The sequence below is a fragment of the Nocardia sp. NPDC004415 genome (assembly GCF_053602435.1).
The window spans coordinates 37,323-52,870 of record NZ_JBSGDP010000016.1 but is presented as its reverse complement, the minus strand read 5'-3'; the positions used below and the strand labels follow the sequence as shown (position 1 = coordinate 52,870).

Annotated in this window: 16 protein-coding genes; 9 read left to right on the top strand and 7 right to left on the bottom strand. The window is 70.5% G+C overall.

All coding sequences use genetic code 11. From position 1 onward, the window contains the following. Positions 1 to 8: 8 nt before the first annotated feature. Both ACWEMY_RS10605 and ACWEMY_RS10600 read left to right on the top strand, forming a co-directional pair. Positions 9 to 170, top strand: a complete 162-nt coding sequence (locus ACWEMY_RS10605) for a hypothetical protein (RefSeq protein ID WP_452389781.1) — start codon at positions 9 to 11, stop codon at positions 168 to 170. Positions 171 to 265: 95 nt separating this feature from the next. Continuing rightward, positions 266 to 997 carry an IclR family transcriptional regulator gene (locus tag ACWEMY_RS10600; protein ID WP_452389780.1) on the top strand — a complete coding sequence of 244 codons (732 nt, stop codon included), beginning with the start codon at positions 266 to 268 and terminating at the stop codon, positions 995 to 997. A gap of 36 nt (positions 998 to 1,033) precedes the next feature. On the opposite strand, the gene ACWEMY_RS10595 is transcribed toward ACWEMY_RS10600, so the two are convergent. Next, positions 1,034 to 1,318: a hypothetical protein gene (locus ACWEMY_RS10595; RefSeq protein WP_452389779.1), complete on the bottom strand. Its 285-nt coding sequence runs from the start codon at positions 1,316 to 1,318 to the stop codon at positions 1,034 to 1,036. Here ACWEMY_RS10595 and ACWEMY_RS10590 point away from each other — a divergent pair. The 6 genes from ACWEMY_RS10590 (at position 1,317) to pgi (ending at position 8,394) form a co-directional block, all read left to right on the top strand. Next, positions 1,317 to 2,399, top strand: coding sequence for an ABC transporter substrate-binding protein (locus ACWEMY_RS10590; RefSeq protein ID WP_452389778.1), 1,083 nt, complete (start codon positions 1,317 to 1,319; stop codon positions 2,397 to 2,399). The two genes, ACWEMY_RS10595 and ACWEMY_RS10590, sit on opposite strands and share 2 nt — an antisense overlap. Next, entirely contained in the window at positions 2,396 to 3,259 is an 864-nt protein-coding gene (locus ACWEMY_RS10585; protein WP_452389777.1) for an ABC transporter ATP-binding protein, read from the top strand. The genes ACWEMY_RS10590 and ACWEMY_RS10585 overlap by 4 nt, the downstream gene beginning before the upstream one ends. Next, a complete protein-coding gene (locus ACWEMY_RS10580) occupies positions 3,252 to 4,139 on the top strand; it encodes an ABC transporter permease (RefSeq protein ID WP_452389776.1) in 888 nt (295 codons plus the stop codon). Before ACWEMY_RS10585 ends, ACWEMY_RS10580 begins: the two co-directional genes overlap by 8 nt. A gap of 13 nt (positions 4,140 to 4,152) precedes the next feature. Then, complete coding sequence (locus ACWEMY_RS10575; RefSeq protein WP_452389775.1) at positions 4,153 to 5,493, top strand: LLM class flavin-dependent oxidoreductase; 1,341 nt, start codon at positions 4,153 to 4,155, stop codon at positions 5,491 to 5,493. A gap of 107 nt (positions 5,494 to 5,600) precedes the next feature. After that, on the top strand, positions 5,601 to 6,527 hold the full coding sequence (locus ACWEMY_RS10570) for a TauD/TfdA dioxygenase family protein (protein ID WP_452389774.1): 927 nt from the start codon (positions 5,601 to 5,603) through the stop codon (positions 6,525 to 6,527). A gap of 226 nt (positions 6,528 to 6,753) precedes the next feature. Then, positions 6,754 to 8,394: a glucose-6-phosphate isomerase gene (gene pgi / locus ACWEMY_RS10565; RefSeq protein ID WP_452389773.1), complete on the top strand. Its 1,641-nt coding sequence runs from the start codon at positions 6,754 to 6,756 to the stop codon at positions 8,392 to 8,394. On the opposite strand, the gene ACWEMY_RS10560 is transcribed toward pgi, so the two are convergent. The 4 genes from ACWEMY_RS10560 to ACWEMY_RS10545 form a co-directional block, all read right to left on the bottom strand. Then, the gene (locus ACWEMY_RS10560; RefSeq protein WP_375930073.1) at positions 8,363 to 8,944 is read right to left on the bottom strand and encodes a potassium channel family protein; all 582 of its coding nucleotides are present in this window, start codon (positions 8,942 to 8,944) and stop codon (positions 8,363 to 8,365) included. The genes pgi and ACWEMY_RS10560 overlap by 32 nt on opposite strands. A 49-nt stretch (positions 8,945 to 8,993) precedes the next feature. Next, the gene (locus ACWEMY_RS10555; protein ID WP_452389772.1) at positions 8,994 to 9,656 is read right to left on the bottom strand and encodes a nucleoside/nucleotide kinase family protein; all 663 of its coding nucleotides are present in this window, start codon (positions 9,654 to 9,656) and stop codon (positions 8,994 to 8,996) included. A 66-nt stretch (positions 9,657 to 9,722) separates the two neighbouring features. Beyond that, positions 9,723 to 11,348: an acyl-CoA dehydrogenase family protein gene (locus ACWEMY_RS10550; protein ID WP_375930075.1), complete on the bottom strand. Its 1,626-nt coding sequence runs from the start codon at positions 11,346 to 11,348 to the stop codon at positions 9,723 to 9,725. Between the two features lie 17 nt (positions 11,349 to 11,365). Continuing rightward, positions 11,366 to 11,971 carry a TetR/AcrR family transcriptional regulator gene (locus tag ACWEMY_RS10545; RefSeq protein WP_375930076.1) on the bottom strand — a complete coding sequence of 202 codons (606 nt, stop codon included), beginning with the start codon at positions 11,969 to 11,971 and terminating at the stop codon, positions 11,366 to 11,368. Between the two features lie 97 nt (positions 11,972 to 12,068). On the opposite strand from ACWEMY_RS10545, the gene ACWEMY_RS10540 reads away from it, so the two are divergent. Then, positions 12,069 to 13,433, top strand: coding sequence for a hypothetical protein (locus tag ACWEMY_RS10540; protein WP_452389771.1), 1,365 nt, complete (start codon positions 12,069 to 12,071; stop codon positions 13,431 to 13,433). 12 nt (positions 13,434 to 13,445) lie between these two features. On the opposite strand, the gene ACWEMY_RS10535 is transcribed toward ACWEMY_RS10540, so the two are convergent. Then, positions 13,446 to 14,120: a TetR/AcrR family transcriptional regulator gene (locus ACWEMY_RS10535; protein ID WP_452389770.1), complete on the bottom strand. Its 675-nt coding sequence runs from the start codon at positions 14,118 to 14,120 to the stop codon at positions 13,446 to 13,448. 67 nt (positions 14,121 to 14,187) lie between these two features. Beyond that, complete coding sequence (locus tag ACWEMY_RS10530) at positions 14,188 to 15,486, bottom strand: alpha/beta hydrolase (protein WP_452389769.1); 1,299 nt, start codon at positions 15,484 to 15,486, stop codon at positions 14,188 to 14,190. Positions 15,487 to 15,548: the final 62 nt, after the last annotated feature.

The following is a 15,548-nucleotide window of genomic DNA, read 5'->3' as shown; positions in this document are numbered from 1 at the left end:
TGGGCATCATGGGTGAGCTGTTTCCCGGGCAGAAGCTGCAGAACGACGGCAGTGGGGACAGTGACGGGCAGGGGCATCGGCCGCGGGTCGATCTGGATCTCGACGCCGGGGTGATCCGGGTGTCGGGGGCGGTGGCGCCGCGGCCCGCCGAGGACGACGCCCAGGACTGACCTGCGGGGAGTTCGGCTCAGCGGTGGGCGAACCATTGCGGGCCGGGGTGCGCGTCGCGGATAGTTCACGGCACTTCGCCCAGAAGGAGCCGCCCATGACCGCCACCGAAGTTCCCCGTTCCGGGGCCCGCGCCGTCGACCGTGCCGTCCATGTCCTCAACTGCTTCCAGGGCGGCGATCCGGAGCTGTCGCTGAGCGAGCTCGCCCAGCGCGCCGGGCTGCCGGTGAGCACCACCTTCCGGCTGGCGCAGGCGCTGGTGCGCGGCAGGCTGCTCGAACAGGACACCGCCACCGACCGCTACCGGATCGGGCACGGACTGGCCTGCCTGGCCCGGCCCGCGCTCTCACGGCTCGGGCTCGACGCCGCCGCACCGCATCTCTACGCGCTGGCCGCCGGCATCAAGATCACCGTCAGCCTGAGCGTGCCCGACGACGACGAAGCCCTCACCGTCTTCCAGGCGCGTCCGCCGGTCTCGTTCTGCCACAACCAGATTCCCCGCGAACGCAGCCCACTGCACAGCAGCGCGGTCGGGCACGCGCTGCTGGCCCACACCGCCACCGGCGCCGAGCGCCGCGAACTGTTCGACACCGTGCGCAGGCGCGGTTTCGCGGTCGAGGAGATCGACAGCGAGGCACCGATCCGCGCCATCGCCGTGCCCGTGCTCGGCCCGGACAAGCAGGTGTGGGGCGCGCTGGGCGTGCAGGCGCGGGCGGTGCGCCTGGATCACGATCTGGTGCGCGCCGTGGTGCCCGCCATGCATCAGATCGCGGTGCGGATCGGCCCGTATTTCCACGCCGCCGCCGCTACCGAATTCGGCGCACCGTGATTTCCACGATGTGAAAACAATATTGCCGAACCCGTATCACGCACCGCACCATAGGAATTCGAGACGGCGAATCATTCGCCGATCCCCCGGCAGGAAAGTCCCGACATGACCGACACCCTCGCGCTCGTCCGCCGCAGGACGGTGGACCTGATGCGCCTGTCGCCCGGGTGCTGTCGCCGCTGATCTCCCGGCGACCGTCTGCGCGTCGCCCAGCCTGTTCTTCTTCTCTCCCTGTAATTCCGTTCCGTGCGGATCGTCGCGGCGTGCCTTCTTCCGGCACGCGGCGCGATCGCGCACGCCATCGAAAGATTCGCCAACCATGCTGTCCACCTTCTTCCGACGACGTCCGCTGCGTGCGCTCGCCGCCGCGCTCGTCGTTCCCGCCGCCCTCGCGGTGGTCACCGCGTGCGGCGCCTCCGACACGCCGACGACCGCCGACGGCAAGACCGTGTTGCGCTACCAGGGGCAGACCGGCCTGGTCACCCCTTACGAACTGGCCGACGATCTCGGCTATTTCAGCTCGATCGCCCTGCAGTGGGAGAGCGACACCACCAGCGGCCCGGCCAGTATCCAGGCCGCTGCCACCAAGCAGGTCGAGTTCGGCAGCGCGTTCAACGGCGCGGTGGTCAAGCTCGCCGCCGGTGGTGCGCCCGTGCAGGCGGTGCTGAGTTCCTACGGTTCCGACGCCAAGTCCTTCACCGGCTATTTCGTGCGCGAGGACGCGGGCATCAAGACCGCGCGTGACCTGATCGGCAAGAAGGTCGGCATCAACACCCTCGGCGCCCACCACGAGTTCGTCACCCGCGAATGGCTGCACCAGCAGGGCCTGACCGAGGCCGAGATCAAGCAGGTCCAGCTCATCGTGGTGCCGCCGATCAACACCGAGGAGGCGCTGCGCAGCGGACAGATCGATGTCGGCGCGCTCAACAGCGTCTACCGCGAGACCGCGGTGTCGCGAGGTGGACTGCACGCGCTGTTCACCGACACCGACATCTTCGGGCAGTTCGACTACGGCACCTACGTCTTCCGCAAGGACTTCATCGCCCAGAACCCCGAGGCCGTGAAGGACTTCGTCCAGGGCACCGCGCGCGCCACCCGCTGGCTGCAGATCACCCCGCGCGACGAGGTGGTCGCCAAGTTCACCGAGATCATCAGCAAGCGCGGCCGCAACGAGAACCTCAAGCTGCTCGACTACTGGCGCAGCTCCGGCATCCCGGTCCCCGGCGCGGTGATCGCCGAGCGCGAGATCCAGATCTGGATCGACTGGCTCGAACGCAACGGCGAACTCGAGCGCGGCAAGATCACCGCCGCCGACCTCTACACCAACAAGGACAACCCCTACGCCAACGGCACCTACCAGCCCGAGAGCGGCCCGACCGGAGAGGTGGTGGCCGCGAAATGAGCAGCACCGCAGTCAAACTCGCCCTCCAGGGCGTCGGCAAGCAGTTCGCCGTCCGGGGCAGTGCCGAGCGGTTCACCGCCATCGACGACATCTCCATCGAGGTCGGCGCCGGGGAATTCCTGGTCCTGGTCGGCCCGAGTGGGTCGGGCAAGTCCACCCTGCTCGACCTGCTCGGCGGGCTGAGCACCCCGAGTTCGGGCCGCATCCTGCTCGACGGCGCCCCGATCTCCGGACCCGGCCTCGACCGCGGGGTGGTGTTCCAGCAGTACGCGCTGCTGCCGTGGCGCACCGCCCGCGCCAATATCCAGTTCGGGCTCGAGGCCAAAGGCGTGCCGCGCAAGGAACGCAAAGCGATCGCCGATCACTATCTCGAACTGGTCGGCCTCACCGGGTTCGGTGACCGGTATCCGCACGAACTCTCGGGCGGGATGAAGCAGCGGGTCGCGATCGCGCGCAGCCTGGCCTTCGACCCGGAGGTGCTGCTGATGGACGAGCCGTTCGCCGCGCTCGACGCACAGACCAGGGAATCGCTGCAGGACGAACTGCTGCGCATCTGGGAAGCCACCGGCAAGACCATCCTGTTCATCACCCACGGCATCGACGAGGCCGTCTACCTGGGCCAGCGGGTCGCGGTGCTCACCTCGCGACCGGGCCGGATCAAGGCCGTCATCGATATCGACATCGCGCGCGGTGGCGATATCGACGTCCGGTCCAGCGAGCAGTTCCGCGAGTACCGCCACCGGATCTGGACCGAACTGCAGAGCGAGGTGAGCCGGGCCCAGCAGCTCGAGCTCGCCGCCGCCGCCGAGGACAGCACCGCCTCCGAGGCATCCACCGACAGGAGTCCCGCCCATGTCTAGCGCCGTCCCGGTCCTCGACCGCCCCACCGATCTCGTCCCCCCGGCACCCGCACCCGCCGCGGCACCGGCCCGCGCGGTTCCCGGCAGCGTCACCCGGACGGCCGCGACCGCGGGCAGGCTGCTCATCCGCATCGCCAAGCCGCTGCTGGCCTTCGCGCTGCTGCTCGGCGCCTGGGAACTCGCGCCGCGCTTCGGCCTGGTGGACGAGGTGTTCCTGCCGCCGTTCTCGATCGTCGTGCAGGCGTTCTTCGAGCTGGCGGCCAACGGCCAGCTCGGCGACCACATCTCGGCCAGCCTCACCCGCTCGGTCACCGGGTTCTCCATCGCCCTGGTGATCGCGGTGCCCGCCGGTATCGCCATCGCCTGGTACAAGCCGGTCTCGGACTTTCTCAACCCGGTGCTCGAGCTGTTCCGCAACACCGCCGCCCTGGCGCTGCTGCCGGTGTTCGTGCTCATCCTCGGGATCGGCGAGACCTCCAAGATCGCGCTGATCGGCTACGCCACCTTCTTCCCGATCCTGCTCAACACCATCACCGGGGTGCGCACGGTGGACCCGCTGCTGGTGAAATCGGCGGTGTCGCTGGGCTTCTCACCGCTGCGACTGTTCCAGAAGGTGATCCTGCCCGCGGCGGTGCCCTCGATCTTCACCGGCATCCGGATGGCGGCCTCGGGGTCGATCCTGGTCCTCATCGCCGCCGAGATGATCGGGGCCAGGGCCGGGCTCGGTTATCTGATCACCGCCGCCCAGCAGAACTTCCAGATCCCGCAGATGTACGCGGGGATCGTGGCGATCTCGCTGATCGGCCTCGGATTCAATGTCGCCCTCGTCGCCCTGGAGCGCCGTCTCTCCCGCTGGCGCACCGCCGCCGCCACCGTCTGATCAGGAGAATTCCTTGTCTCGCAGGACCTTTCATCTCAATGCCTTCCTGATGGGCGTCGGCCACCACGAGGCGGCCTGGCGGCATCCGCGCACCGAGGAACACCGGGTGCTCGATGTGCGGCACTTCCAGGAGGTCGCCCGGATCGCCGAACGCGGCAAGCTCGACTCGGTGTTCTTCGCCGACACCCTCGCCGTCGGCCCGCGCGTCGAACGCAATGCGCTCACGGTGTTCGAGCCGGTGACGCTGCTGGCCGCCATCGCGGCGGTCACCGAGCGGATCGGGCTGATCGCCACCGCGTCGACCAGCTACAACGAGCCGTTCAACCTGGCCCGCAAGTTCGCCTCGCTCGACCACATCAGCGGCGGGCGGGCCGGCTGGAACATCGTCACCTCCGGCACCGTCGACGAGGCCTACAACTTCGGGCTCGACGCCATCCCCGAGCACGCGCGCCGCTACGAACGGGCCGCGGAGTTCGTCGACGTGGCGCTCGCGCTGTGGGACAGCTGGGAATCCGAGGCGATCGTGCTCGACCCCGAGACCGGTGTCTTCGCCGACCCCACCAAGGTGCACACCCTCGACTACGCCGGGGAACGGTTCCGGGTGCGCGGACCGCTCAATTCGCCGCGGGGCCCGCAGGGCAGGCCACTGCTGGTGCAGGCCGGGTCCTCGGAATCGGGCAAGGAGTTCGCCGCCCAGCACGCCGAGGCCGTGTTCACCGCGCAACGCACCCTCGAGGAGGGCGTGCGTTTCTCCCGCGATCTGAAGTCGCGCCTGGCGAAGTACGGCCGGGCCGAGCACGAACTGAAGGTGCTGCCGGGGTTGGTGCCGTTCATCGCCGACACCGCCGAGGAGGCCAGGGCGCTCGAGCAGGAGTTCACCGACCTCATCTCCCCCGACTACGCGCTGCGCCAGCTCTCCACCATGCTCGGGGTCGACCTCACCGCGCACGCGCTGGACGCCCCGCTGCCGCCGCTGCCCGCCGAGAGCGAGATCGAGGGCGGCAAGAGCCGGTTCACGCTGGTCAAGGAGCTGGCCGAGACCGAGGACCTGACCGTGCGCCAGCTCATCGGCAAACTCGGTGGTGGCCGCGGGCACCGCACCTTCGCGGGCACGCCCGAGCAGGTGGCCGACGAATTGCAGCGCTGGTTCGACGCGGGCGCGGCCGACGGCTTCAACATCATGCCGCCGTATCTGCCCGGAGGGCTGGCGGAGTTCGTCGACCGGGTGGTGCCGATCCTGCAGGAGCGCGGCCTGTTCCGCACCGACTACGAATCCACCACCCTGCGCGGACACTACGGACTGGACCCGGTGGGCAACCGCTTCGCCCAGCGGGATTCGCGGGTCAGCGCCTGATGCGAACCCGGCGGATCGAGATCGACCTCATGCGGGTGATCGCCAGCTCCTGTCCGGACCGGGGTCCACCTCGCTTCCACTCCGGCTCCACCCGAAGGACCATCGACATGACCACCATCGAGAACACCCGCACCGTCACCATCGCGCCCGTCGCGGGCCACATCGGCGCCGAGGTCACCGGCCTCGACCTGCGCGAGGAGCTCACCGAGACCCAGGTCGGCGAGCTCACCGAGGCGCTGCACCGGCACAAGGTGCTGTTCTTCCGCGACCAGCAGATCGGCCACGCCGAGCAGATCGCGTTCTCCCGCCGCTTCGGCGCCGTCACCCCCTCGCACCCGTACGACGACGACGCGCCCACCGAGCACCCCGAGATCCTCGCCGTCGACAGCAGGCTCTACGAGAAGAAGTTCGGCCGCAAGAAGTTCAGCTACACCAACAAGTGGCACACCGATGTCTCCCCGCTGATCAACCCGCCCGCGGCCTCCATCCTGCGCGCCGAGATCGCCCCGGAGATCGGCGGCGACACCCAGTGGACCAACCTCGCGGCGGTCTACGCGGCGCTGCCGGAATCGCTGCGCACCTTCCTCGACGGCCTGCGCGCCGAGCACCGTTTCGGTGGCCGGATCCCGCAGTGGGAGGCCGACAGCGAGTACGCCCGCAAGATCGCCGCCGCACCGCTGGTCACCGAGCACCCGGTGGTCCGCGTGCACCCCGTGACCGGCGAGCGCGCGCTGTTCGTCAATCCCGGCTTCACCACCCGCATCCTGGGCCTGACCCCGCCGCAGAGCGACGCCCTGCTGCAGCTGCTCTTCGACGAGCTCTCCCACCCCGCCTACACCGTGCGGTTCCGCTGGGAGAAGGGCAGCATCGCGTTCTGGGACAACCGCGCCACCGCCCACCTCGCCCCCAGCGACCTCGACCACCTCGACGTCACCCGCGTGCTCTACCGCACCACCCTCGAGGGCGACATCCCGGTCGGCGTGGACGGCCAACCCTCCCGCCCGATCGCGGGAGACAAGTTCACCGGCGCCTGACAAACCACGGTGGTGCCCGACGCAATCGCTCCGGGCACCACCGAACCCCGCACATCCCGACCCCGAGGAGGGATCGCCGACGAAGTCGGCGGTTCGCGCCCGTCCCGTCGTTCAGGCGCCGTTGCGTACGCGACGAAGGAGCAAGCCGCGGTGCCTGACCGGCGGCCCTCCAGGGGCCGCGACCTCGAGCGCGCCAGCGCTCCAAAAACCCAGTACCCTCGCTTGCGTGAGCAGCGACATCACCGCGTCGGCGGCCTGGCAGGCACTGCACGACCATCACCGCAGCGTCGCGCCCGTGCACCTTCGACAGCTGTTCGCCGACGATCCGGCGCGCGGCCGTGCGTTGACCCTGCAGGTGGCGGATCTGCGCATCGACTACAGCAAGCACCGCGTGACCCGCGAAACCTTGCGCCTGCTGGTCGATCTCGCCGAGACCGCGGGCGTGCCGCGGCGCCGCGACGAGATGTACTCCGGCGCGCACATCAACACCTCCGAGGACCGCGCGGTCGGCCACATCGCCCTGCGGCTACCCGACGGCGACCAGTTGTGTATCGACGGCACCGACGCCGACGCCGCGGTGCACGAGGTGCTCGACCGGATGGGCGAGTTCGCCGATTCGGTGCGCTCGGGCAAGTGGGTCGGTGCCACCGGGGAGCGCATCCGCACCGTGGTCAACATCGGGATCGGCGGCTCGGATCTGGGCCCCGACATGGTGTATCGCGCGCTGCGCCACTACGCCGACGCCGAGATCGAGGCCCGGTTCGTCTCCAATGTCGACCCGGCCGACCTGGTCGCCAAGCTCGCCGGACTCGACCCGGCCACCACGCTGTTCATCGTGGCCTCCAAGACCTTCTCGACCCTGGAGACGCTGACCAACGCGACCGCCGCCCGGCGCTGGCTGGTCGCCGCGCTCGGCGAGGACGCGGTGGCCAAGCATTTCGTCGCGGTCTCCACCAATGCCGAACGGGTCGCCGAGTTCGGCATCGACACCGCGCACATGTTCGGTTTCTGGGATTGGGTCGGCGGACGCTACTCCGTCGATTCCGCCATCGGCCTATCGGTGATGGTGACCATCGGCAAGGAACAGTTCGCCGAGTTCCTGAGCGGAATGCACGCCGTGGACCGGCATTTCGCGACGGCACCGCTGGCCGAGAACGGCCCCGTCCTGCTGGCCATGCTCGGTATCTGGTATTCCAATTTCTTCGGCGCGGAATCCCGTGTGGTACTGCCGTATTCGAACGATCTGGCACGATTCCCGGCATATCTGCAGCAATTGACGATGGAGTCCAACGGCAAATCAGTGCGCGCCGACGGCACCCCGGTGACCTCCTCCACCGGCGAGATCTTCTGGGGCGAGCCGGGAACCAACGGCCAGCACGCCTTCTATCAACTCCTGCACCAGGGCACGCGGCTGATTCCCGCCGATTTCCTCGGTTTCGCCCGTTCCACCGACGACCTGCCCACCCGCGACGGCACCGGCAGCATGCAGGACATCCTGATGAGCAACCTGTTCGCCCAGACCAAGGTGCTCGCCTTCGGCAAGACCGCCGAGGAGATCGCCGCGGAGGGCACCGACCCGAAGCTGGTGCCGCACAAGGTGATGCCGGGCAACCGCCCCAGCACCACCATCCTGGCGCCGGAACTCACGCCCTCGACCGTGGGTCAGCTGATCGCGCTCTACGAGCACCAGGTGTTCGTCGAGGGCATCGTCTGGGGGATCGACAGTTTCGATCAGTGGGGTGTCGAGCTGGGCAAGCAGCAGGCGCTGGCGCTGGCCCCGCTGCTCAGCGAACCCGGCGAGCCCGCCTCCACCGGCGATTCCTCCACCGACGAGCTCATCGGCTGGTATCGGGCGCATCGCCGCTGACCGGGTGGTGCGCGCGGGCGGCGGCGGTGGCCTCCTCGATCCGGCCGGTGACGCTGGAGGTGATGATGGTGACGAAGGTGCCCAGCACCACCAGGTCGAACACCACCTGCACCATGGTCGCGATGCGCGCGACCTGCCCGACCGCGTGGACGTCGCCGTAGCCGATGGTGCCGAGGGTGGCCAGCGTGTAGTAGAGCGCGTCGGTGCGGGTCACCAGGCCGGTGAACTGGTCCGGGTCCTGTTCCTGTAGCCGGAAGTAGTACAGCGCGAACACCACACAGACGATGCACACCAGCAGCAGCACCCCGTCGACGCGGCCGCTCGCCTCCGAGGGCGAGCGCAGGAAATGGTCGACCCGGCGCCAGACCAGCCACGCCAGCCCGACCACGCCGACCACGAAGGTGAGCACCCCGCCCACCCGGCCGGGCCAGGAGTCGAGCTCGAAGATCCAGCCCACCGGCACGCTGTAGTACAGCAGCAGCGCGCACAGCGCCGCCGCACCGTTACGCAGAATATGACCGGGCAGAGCGGCCATCCGAGGGCGCGTCATCGTTCCATGATTGCCCCGCACCGGCCGGTTTCCGGGGAGCCCGCGCCGGTCAGCCGAGCAGGTAGCCCGCGCCGGCGGCGGTCAGTACCCGGTCGGCCCGTGTCCGGCCACGGGCCACCAGATCGGCGTTGCGCAGATCGCTGTCGGTCACCTTGCTCCTCGCCGCCCCCGGTGTGCGGCCGCCGAGCACGTGCCGGTCGACCAGCCGGGTGGTGATGACCTCGCGCGGCGCGTCGAGATACCAGCACGCGTCGAGCAGCTCGCGCACCCCCGACCAGCCCGGCGCCTCGTCCTCGGTGAGCAGCAGATAGTTCCCCTCGATCACCACGACCCGCTCGTCGCGCACGACCACCCCGCCCTCGGTGGGCTCGTCGATCGCCCGGTCGAACAGCGGCCACGCCACCGCCGTACCGACCGGCGTCTCCCGCAGCGCCCGCAGATCCGCGACGAACCCCGCCACATCGAACGTATCCGGCTCCCCCTTGCGCTCCAGCGCACCCCGCTCCCGCAACACCGCGTTGCGCAGGTGGTACCCGTCCATCGGCGCCACCACCGCCGACTTCCCCAGCGCCGCGCACAACCGCCGCGCCAACGTCGATTTCCCCGCCCCCGGCGGCCCCGCGATCCCGAGCAACACCCGCCGCCCCGCCACCGCGGCCACCGGAACCCGCTGCGCCAGTTCCCCCACCGTCAGAACCTCACTCGCCGCCACCGCCCGAGCCTAGCCCCGCGAACCCGAGCAGTGACGACCCACAGAGCGCGAAAGGGGGTGTGGCGTCTACAACTCCACGAAGGCGCGTTCGATGATGGGGGTGGTGTTCGTGCCGACAGGGAGGGTGCCGAAGGCGATGCCCCAGTCGGCGCCGAGGCGGGTGGCGCAGAAGGCGTCGGCGACGGCGGGGTGGCCGTGGCGGACGAGTTGGGCGCCCTGCAGGACCAGGGCCATGAGTTCGACGACGCGGCGGGCGCGGTATTCGATGTCGGACAGGTCGGTGAGTTCCTTGCCGACGCGGTCGATGGCGTCGTCGAGGCGCGGGTCGGCGCCACGGGCCAGGCCGACCTCGGCGAAGTACGCCTCGACCGTCTCCGGCTGACGGCCCATGGCGCGCAACGCGTCCAGCGCCGCCACATTGCCCGAGCCCTCCCAGATCGACATCAGCGGCGCCTCGCGGTAGAGCCGCGGCATCCCCGATTCCTCGGCATAGCCGTTGCCGCCCAGGCATTCCAGCGCTTCGGCGGCGTGGGCGGGGGCGCGCTTGCACACCCAGTACTTGGTGATGGCCAGCGCGATCCGGCGCAGCGCGGCCTCGGCCGGATCGCTGCCCGCGCGGTCGGTGGCACCGGCCAGGCGCATCATCACCGTGGTGGCCGCGTCGGATTCGATCACCAGGTCGGCCAGCACATTACGCATGGCGGGCTGGTCGATCAGCTTCGCGCCGAACGCCTTCCGGTGACGCGCGTGGTGCACGGCGGCCACGGCGCCCATTCGCATCCCGGTGGCCGAGCCGATCACACAGTCCAGGCGGGTCATGTTGACCATCTCGATGATGGTCTTCACGCCGGCGCCCTCGGCGCCGACCAGCCAGCCGGTGGCGTTCTCGTACTCGATCTCGGAGGACGCGTTGGACTTGTTGCCCAGCTTGTCCTTGAGGCGCTGGATGCGGATCGGGTTGCGGGTGCCGTCGGGCAGCACGCGCGGCAGCAGGAAACACGACAGGCCGCCGGGCGCCTGGGCCAGGGTGAGGAACATGTCGGACATGGGCGCGGAGGTGAACCATTTGTGCCCGACCACGCGGTACGAGCCGTCGGGCCGCGGGGTGGCGGTGGTGGTGTTGGCCCGCACGTCGGAGCCGCCCTGCTTCTCCGTCATCGACATGCCCGCGATGAGCCCGGCCTTGGTGGACGGTTCGCGCAGCCCGAAATCGTAGGTGCGCGAACCGAGCAGCGGTTCGTAGCGGGCGGCGAGTTCGGGGTTGTGGCGCAGCGCGGGGACCACGGCGTAGGTCATCGAGATAGGGCACATATGGCCTGCCTCGGCGGCGCCCCAGGTGTAGAACTTGGCCGCGCGGGCGGTGTGCGCGCCGGGGCGGTCGTCGAGCCAGGGCGAGCCGTGCAGCCCGTGCCGCACCGCGACATCCATCAGATCGTGCCAGTGCGGGTGGAATTCGACCTCGTCGACGCGATGACCCCACCGGTCGTGGGTGTGCAGCACCGGCGGGTACTCGTTGGCGAGCCTGCCCCACTCCTGCGCGGCGACCGCGCCGGCGAGCACGCCGAGCTCACGCACCTCGGCCTCGGCCCAGCCCGCGCCCTCGCGGTGCAGGCCCTCGATCAGCGCGGGGTTGCGCGCGGCGTCGAAGGGGACGAGCGGGGGCACCTGATTGAACACTTCATGGGTCGACACGGCCGACTCTCCTTCGCCTACAACGATTCCGGCCGCGCGCCCAGTGCGCGCACGGCGAATGCGACCAATTCGGGGATGACGGTTTCCGCGCGCGGCGCCTCGGCCAGCGGGCCGACCAGCACCTCGCCGATCGCACCGACCAGCGCGGCCGCGCTCAGATGCGAATCCTGTGGCGGCAGCTGCCCTTCGGCGACACCGAGGGTGATGGCGTTCTCGAACGCCGCGGTGAAGGCGCGGCGGAACTCCAGGCGCTGGGCGTCGACGGCGGGGTCGACCGGCTCGGCCAGCAGCACATAGGCCAGCTTCGGATTCTTCAGCGCGCGCCCGGCGAAGGTCTCCACCGCCGCGCTCACCCGCGCCAGCACCTCGCCCTGGGCGACCGCGGCGCGCACCGCGTCGACCTCGCGGGCCACCACGGTCTCGAACACCGCGGCCACCAGCTCGGCCTTGTTCTCGAACTGCTTGTAGACGGTGCCGGTGGCGATGCCCGCCTCCGCGGCGACCGCCGCCATCGAGAGCCCGGCGAACCCGTCGCGCGAGAGCACCCGGGTGGCGGCCTGCACGATCAGCGCGCGTTGCGCGTCGAGCCGAGCCTGGACGGCGGGAGTCCTGCGGTACACCATGGAAGAAGTGAACCACTGATTCACCGCTTCACGCAAGGGGTCGGCGGCACCCGGTGTCGTAGGGTCGACCCATGCGCTCCGACCAGGCCCGCCGCTGATGGACCGGCTCACCGTCGTCGACGAGATCTTCCTGCGCACCCACCGCGGCCTGGGCACCCCCATCGCCCTCCAGGGCCTGTGGCGCATACCCGACCCGATGGACCCCGCCCTCCTCCACGCCATCCACGACCAGCTGCGCACCGGTCCACTCGGCCGCCGCGTCGTCCGCCCCCGCGTCCCGGGCGCCCGCCGCGCCTGGCAGCCGAACACCCGCGCCCACCCCCTCGACCTGCACGCCATCCCGGCCGACACCCCGCTCGCCGAGGACGCGATCCTGCCCTGGGCCGACACCCTCGGCACCGACCTGGACCCCGGGTACGGCCCCGGCTGGCGCCTCTCGGCCGCAGCCCTGCGAGACGGCGGCACCGTCGTGGCCCTGACCTGCTCGCACGCCCTCGCCGACGCCCGCGGCCTCATCCACGCCGTCGCCACCGCCCTCGCCCACCTCGCCGCGAACGGCGACTCTTCCCGGACCCACCTCGCCGCGAACGGCGGCTCGCCCCGCGACGCCTCAGCCCAGACCAGCCGCGATCTCGGCCCGAACCCCGCGATCACACCCGAGCCCGCGTCGCCCGGACCGGCAGACCGGCCCGTGGACCCACCGCGCGGTCGGACCCGCTCCGACTGGGCCGACGCCTGGTCGCAGTGGTCGACGATCCTCACCGGCACCGCCCGCGCCCTGCGCCACGGCATCCCCACCCCACCCGCGACCACCACCCCCGACGCCACACCGGGCCGGACGATTCACAGCACCCTGCTCACCTTCGACGCGGCCGCATGGGACACCACCGCCGCCGACACCGACGGCACCCCGAACAGCCTGTTCATCCACCTGGTCGCGAACATCCTGTGGGAGAACGGTTTCCCGCAGCCGGTGATCACCGCCAGCCTCCCGGTCGACACCCGCGACGAGCCCCGCGTCGACAACGACCTCGCCGTCACCGAGATCGATATCGTCCGCGCCGACTCCCCGGCGACCCTCCGGGACAAGGCCCGCACCGCCTACCAGCGCCGGATGACCAGCCCCGCCGGCCTGCCCGAGGAGATCCTCCAGGTGATCCCCGACCGCTGGGCCTACGCCCTGAGCAAGGGCGCGGGCGAACGAGACATCCTGTGCTCCAATATCGGAACCCTGCCCGACATCCTGCGCACCGTGGGCCCTCACCACTGCGACCGCGTCGCCGCCCGCGCCGTCCACCCCGGCCTCCGCGACTTTCCCCGCACCCAGCTCTCCGGCTACCTCTCGCGCCTCGGCGACACCTACACCCTCGCCCTGGTCAGCCTCTCCCCCCACGGCGAAACCCTCGACGCCGCGATCACCCGCGCCTGCCGGTCGACCGGCCTGGTCCCCCGCCCGTGGTGATTCACCGGAACGTCAGCCCGCCGTCATCCCGGTGAGCAAGGCGCGCAACCCCCAGACGAACTGGTCCACCGAGTTCCAGGCCGCGATCTCGTCCAGGTGCGTGGCGGTGCGCGGCCAGCGCTGCGAGTCCAGTCCGGACAGGGTGGCCCGCCGCTGCGCGATCCGCTCGGATTCCGGTGCGAGCGGCGGCTTTCCGTCGGTGGTCGCGACTTCCAGGGCGACCGCGCCGAGCACCTGCACGATCACCGCGTACACCCCGTGCGCCCGCGTCGTCAGCGGCAGCCCGCCCCGGGCGAGGCAACCGAACAGCGCCTCACCGACATCCAGCGCCGCCGGTCCGTCCATCGGCCCCGACATCATCAGCGAGGCCACCGCGGGATGGTCGAGCAGCTGGTCGCGTAGGCCGAGGGCGAACTGGATGACCGCGGCGGTCCACTCGACCCCCGCGTCACCGAGCGGGCCGAGCGGTACCGCCGCGAGCACCCGGTCGATCACCGCCCGTTCGAGCGCGTCGCGGCTGGCGACATAGGTGTAGACCGCGTTGGGGTTGACACCGAGCCGCCCGGCCACCGCGCGGATGGACAGTGCCCGGGGCCCGCCCTCGTCCAGCAGCGCCAGCGCGGTGTCGACGACCTGTTCCTCGGTGAACGAGCGCCGCGTCGGCCGCGCCTGCCTCGCCTCCGTCATGCGACGGACTGTACTGATCCGCGCTCACGGCACACCCGCGTTCGGTGTCCCGCGTGTCGCCGGGCGGTCACGGGGTGATGCCGAGCCGGGTCGCCAGCCACGGGAGCTGGTCGCGCAGGCCCCGCGCCCAGACCCCGAAACTGTGCCCGCCGGGCACGAGTTCGAGGTGCACGTCCATCCCGGCGGCCTTCGCGGCCTCGTACATGCGCTCGACCTGCGGGCGGTAGATGTCGTCGTCGGCGCCGACCACGAACGCACCGGCGGAATCCGGATAGGTGCGCGTGTGCAGCAGATCGAGCGGGTTGACCCGCACGAACGCCTCCGCGTCACCACCGAAGGCCGCGTCGACCGTGCGCTGCCTGGTGCCGAGGGTCGGCTCGTCCTGGCCGGAGAAATCGAGGAACGTCGGGTACACCTGCGGGAAGTTGGTCGCCAGTTGCAGGGCACAGGTGCCGCCGTAGGACAGCCCGCCGACCGCCCAGGCGCGCGGATCGGGATCGACCTGGAGCGTGTCGCGCGTCCAGGCGGGTACGTCGACGGCCAGGTACGTGGCGGCGTTGCCGAGCCGGGAGTCCAGGCACAGCGGATCGTCGAGCTGCCCGCCGGTACCGTCGGCGACCACCACCACCGGCGCGAGCCCGCCGTGCGCGCGGGCGAACGCGTCCATGGTGCGCACCAGCTGCCCGCCGACGATCCAGTCCTCGGGCGCGCCCGGCTCACCGGCGAGCAGCACCAGCACCGGCAGCAGCGGGCGCGGGTCGGCGAAATAGGCCGGCGGAAGGTAGATCTCGGCCTCGCGGGCAGCGAAGCCGGACGCGGTCGGCGGGATGGCCGCGGTGAAGACCCGGCCGCTGTCGGGCAGCCCGGCGGGCGCCGTCCACACCGAGGTCAGCGGTCGGCCGGAGACCATCTGCGCGGCCCTGGTCAACTCGCTCGCGTCGATCCGCGTCACCTCGTCGTCCCCGAACACCGAGCCCACCGTCGGATACGACTCGTACTCCAGGTTGACCCGCACCCCGACCGCCACCAGCACCAGCACGGCGGCGAGCACCGTCACCAGCGCGGTGACGACCGTGCGGCGCACCATGATCCGGGGCACCACGAACAGCACCGCGGCGATCGCGATCCCGATCAGCACATACACCGACACCGCGATCGGGTCCGGGAACGGCCGCCACAGCTCCTCGACGATCAGATACAGCGCGGCCGTGAGCACCGCCGCGGCGAGCAGCACGATCGGCACCGCGACGGTCACATACCGGCGCGACCGGGGGAACAGCAGCCACAACCCGGCAAACACGCCGAGAACGGTCGACGTCACCGGAAGCCACCCGGTGAGCAATGACAGATCGGTGAATTTCGCCATCGCTGACCTCCACTGATGCCCGATCGCTCTCGATGGACGTACCGTACACAGACGACTTCACC

Bases quoted from the DNA above. Each gene is read 5' to 3' on its own strand.
- ACWEMY_RS10605 (WP_452389781.1), top strand. From the start codon at position 9: ATGGGTGAGCTGTTTCCCGGGCAGAAGCTGCAGAACGACGGCAGTGGG.
- ACWEMY_RS10600 (WP_452389780.1), top strand. From the start codon at position 266: ATGACCGCCACCGAAGTTCCCCGTTCCGGGGCCCGCGCCGTCGACCGT.
- ACWEMY_RS10590 (WP_452389778.1), top strand. From the start codon at position 1,317: ATGCTGTCCACCTTCTTCCGACGACGTCCGCTGCGTGCGCTCGCCGCC.
- ACWEMY_RS10595 (WP_452389779.1), bottom strand. From the start codon at position 1,318: ATGGTTGGCGAATCTTTCGATGGCGTGCGCGATCGCGCCGCGTGCCGG.
- ACWEMY_RS10585 (WP_452389777.1), top strand. From the start codon at position 2,396: ATGAGCAGCACCGCAGTCAAACTCGCCCTCCAGGGCGTCGGCAAGCAG.
- ACWEMY_RS10580 (WP_452389776.1), top strand. From the start codon at position 3,252: ATGTCTAGCGCCGTCCCGGTCCTCGACCGCCCCACCGATCTCGTCCCC.
- ACWEMY_RS10570 (WP_452389774.1), top strand. From the start codon at position 5,601: ATGACCACCATCGAGAACACCCGCACCGTCACCATCGCGCCCGTCGCG.
- ACWEMY_RS10560 (WP_375930073.1), bottom strand. From the start codon at position 8,944: ATGACGCGCCCTCGGATGGCCGCTCTGCCCGGTCATATTCTGCGTAAC.
- ACWEMY_RS10545 (WP_375930076.1), bottom strand. From the start codon at position 11,971: ATGGTGTACCGCAGGACTCCCGCCGTCCAGGCTCGGCTCGACGCGCAA.
- ACWEMY_RS10540 (WP_452389771.1), top strand. From the start codon at position 12,069: ATGGACCGGCTCACCGTCGTCGACGAGATCTTCCTGCGCACCCACCGC.
- ACWEMY_RS10535 (WP_452389770.1), bottom strand. From the start codon at position 14,120: ATGACGGAGGCGAGGCAGGCGCGGCCGACGCGGCGCTCGTTCACCGAG.
- ACWEMY_RS10530 (WP_452389769.1), bottom strand. From the start codon at position 15,486: ATGGCGAAATTCACCGATCTGTCATTGCTCACCGGGTGGCTTCCGGTG.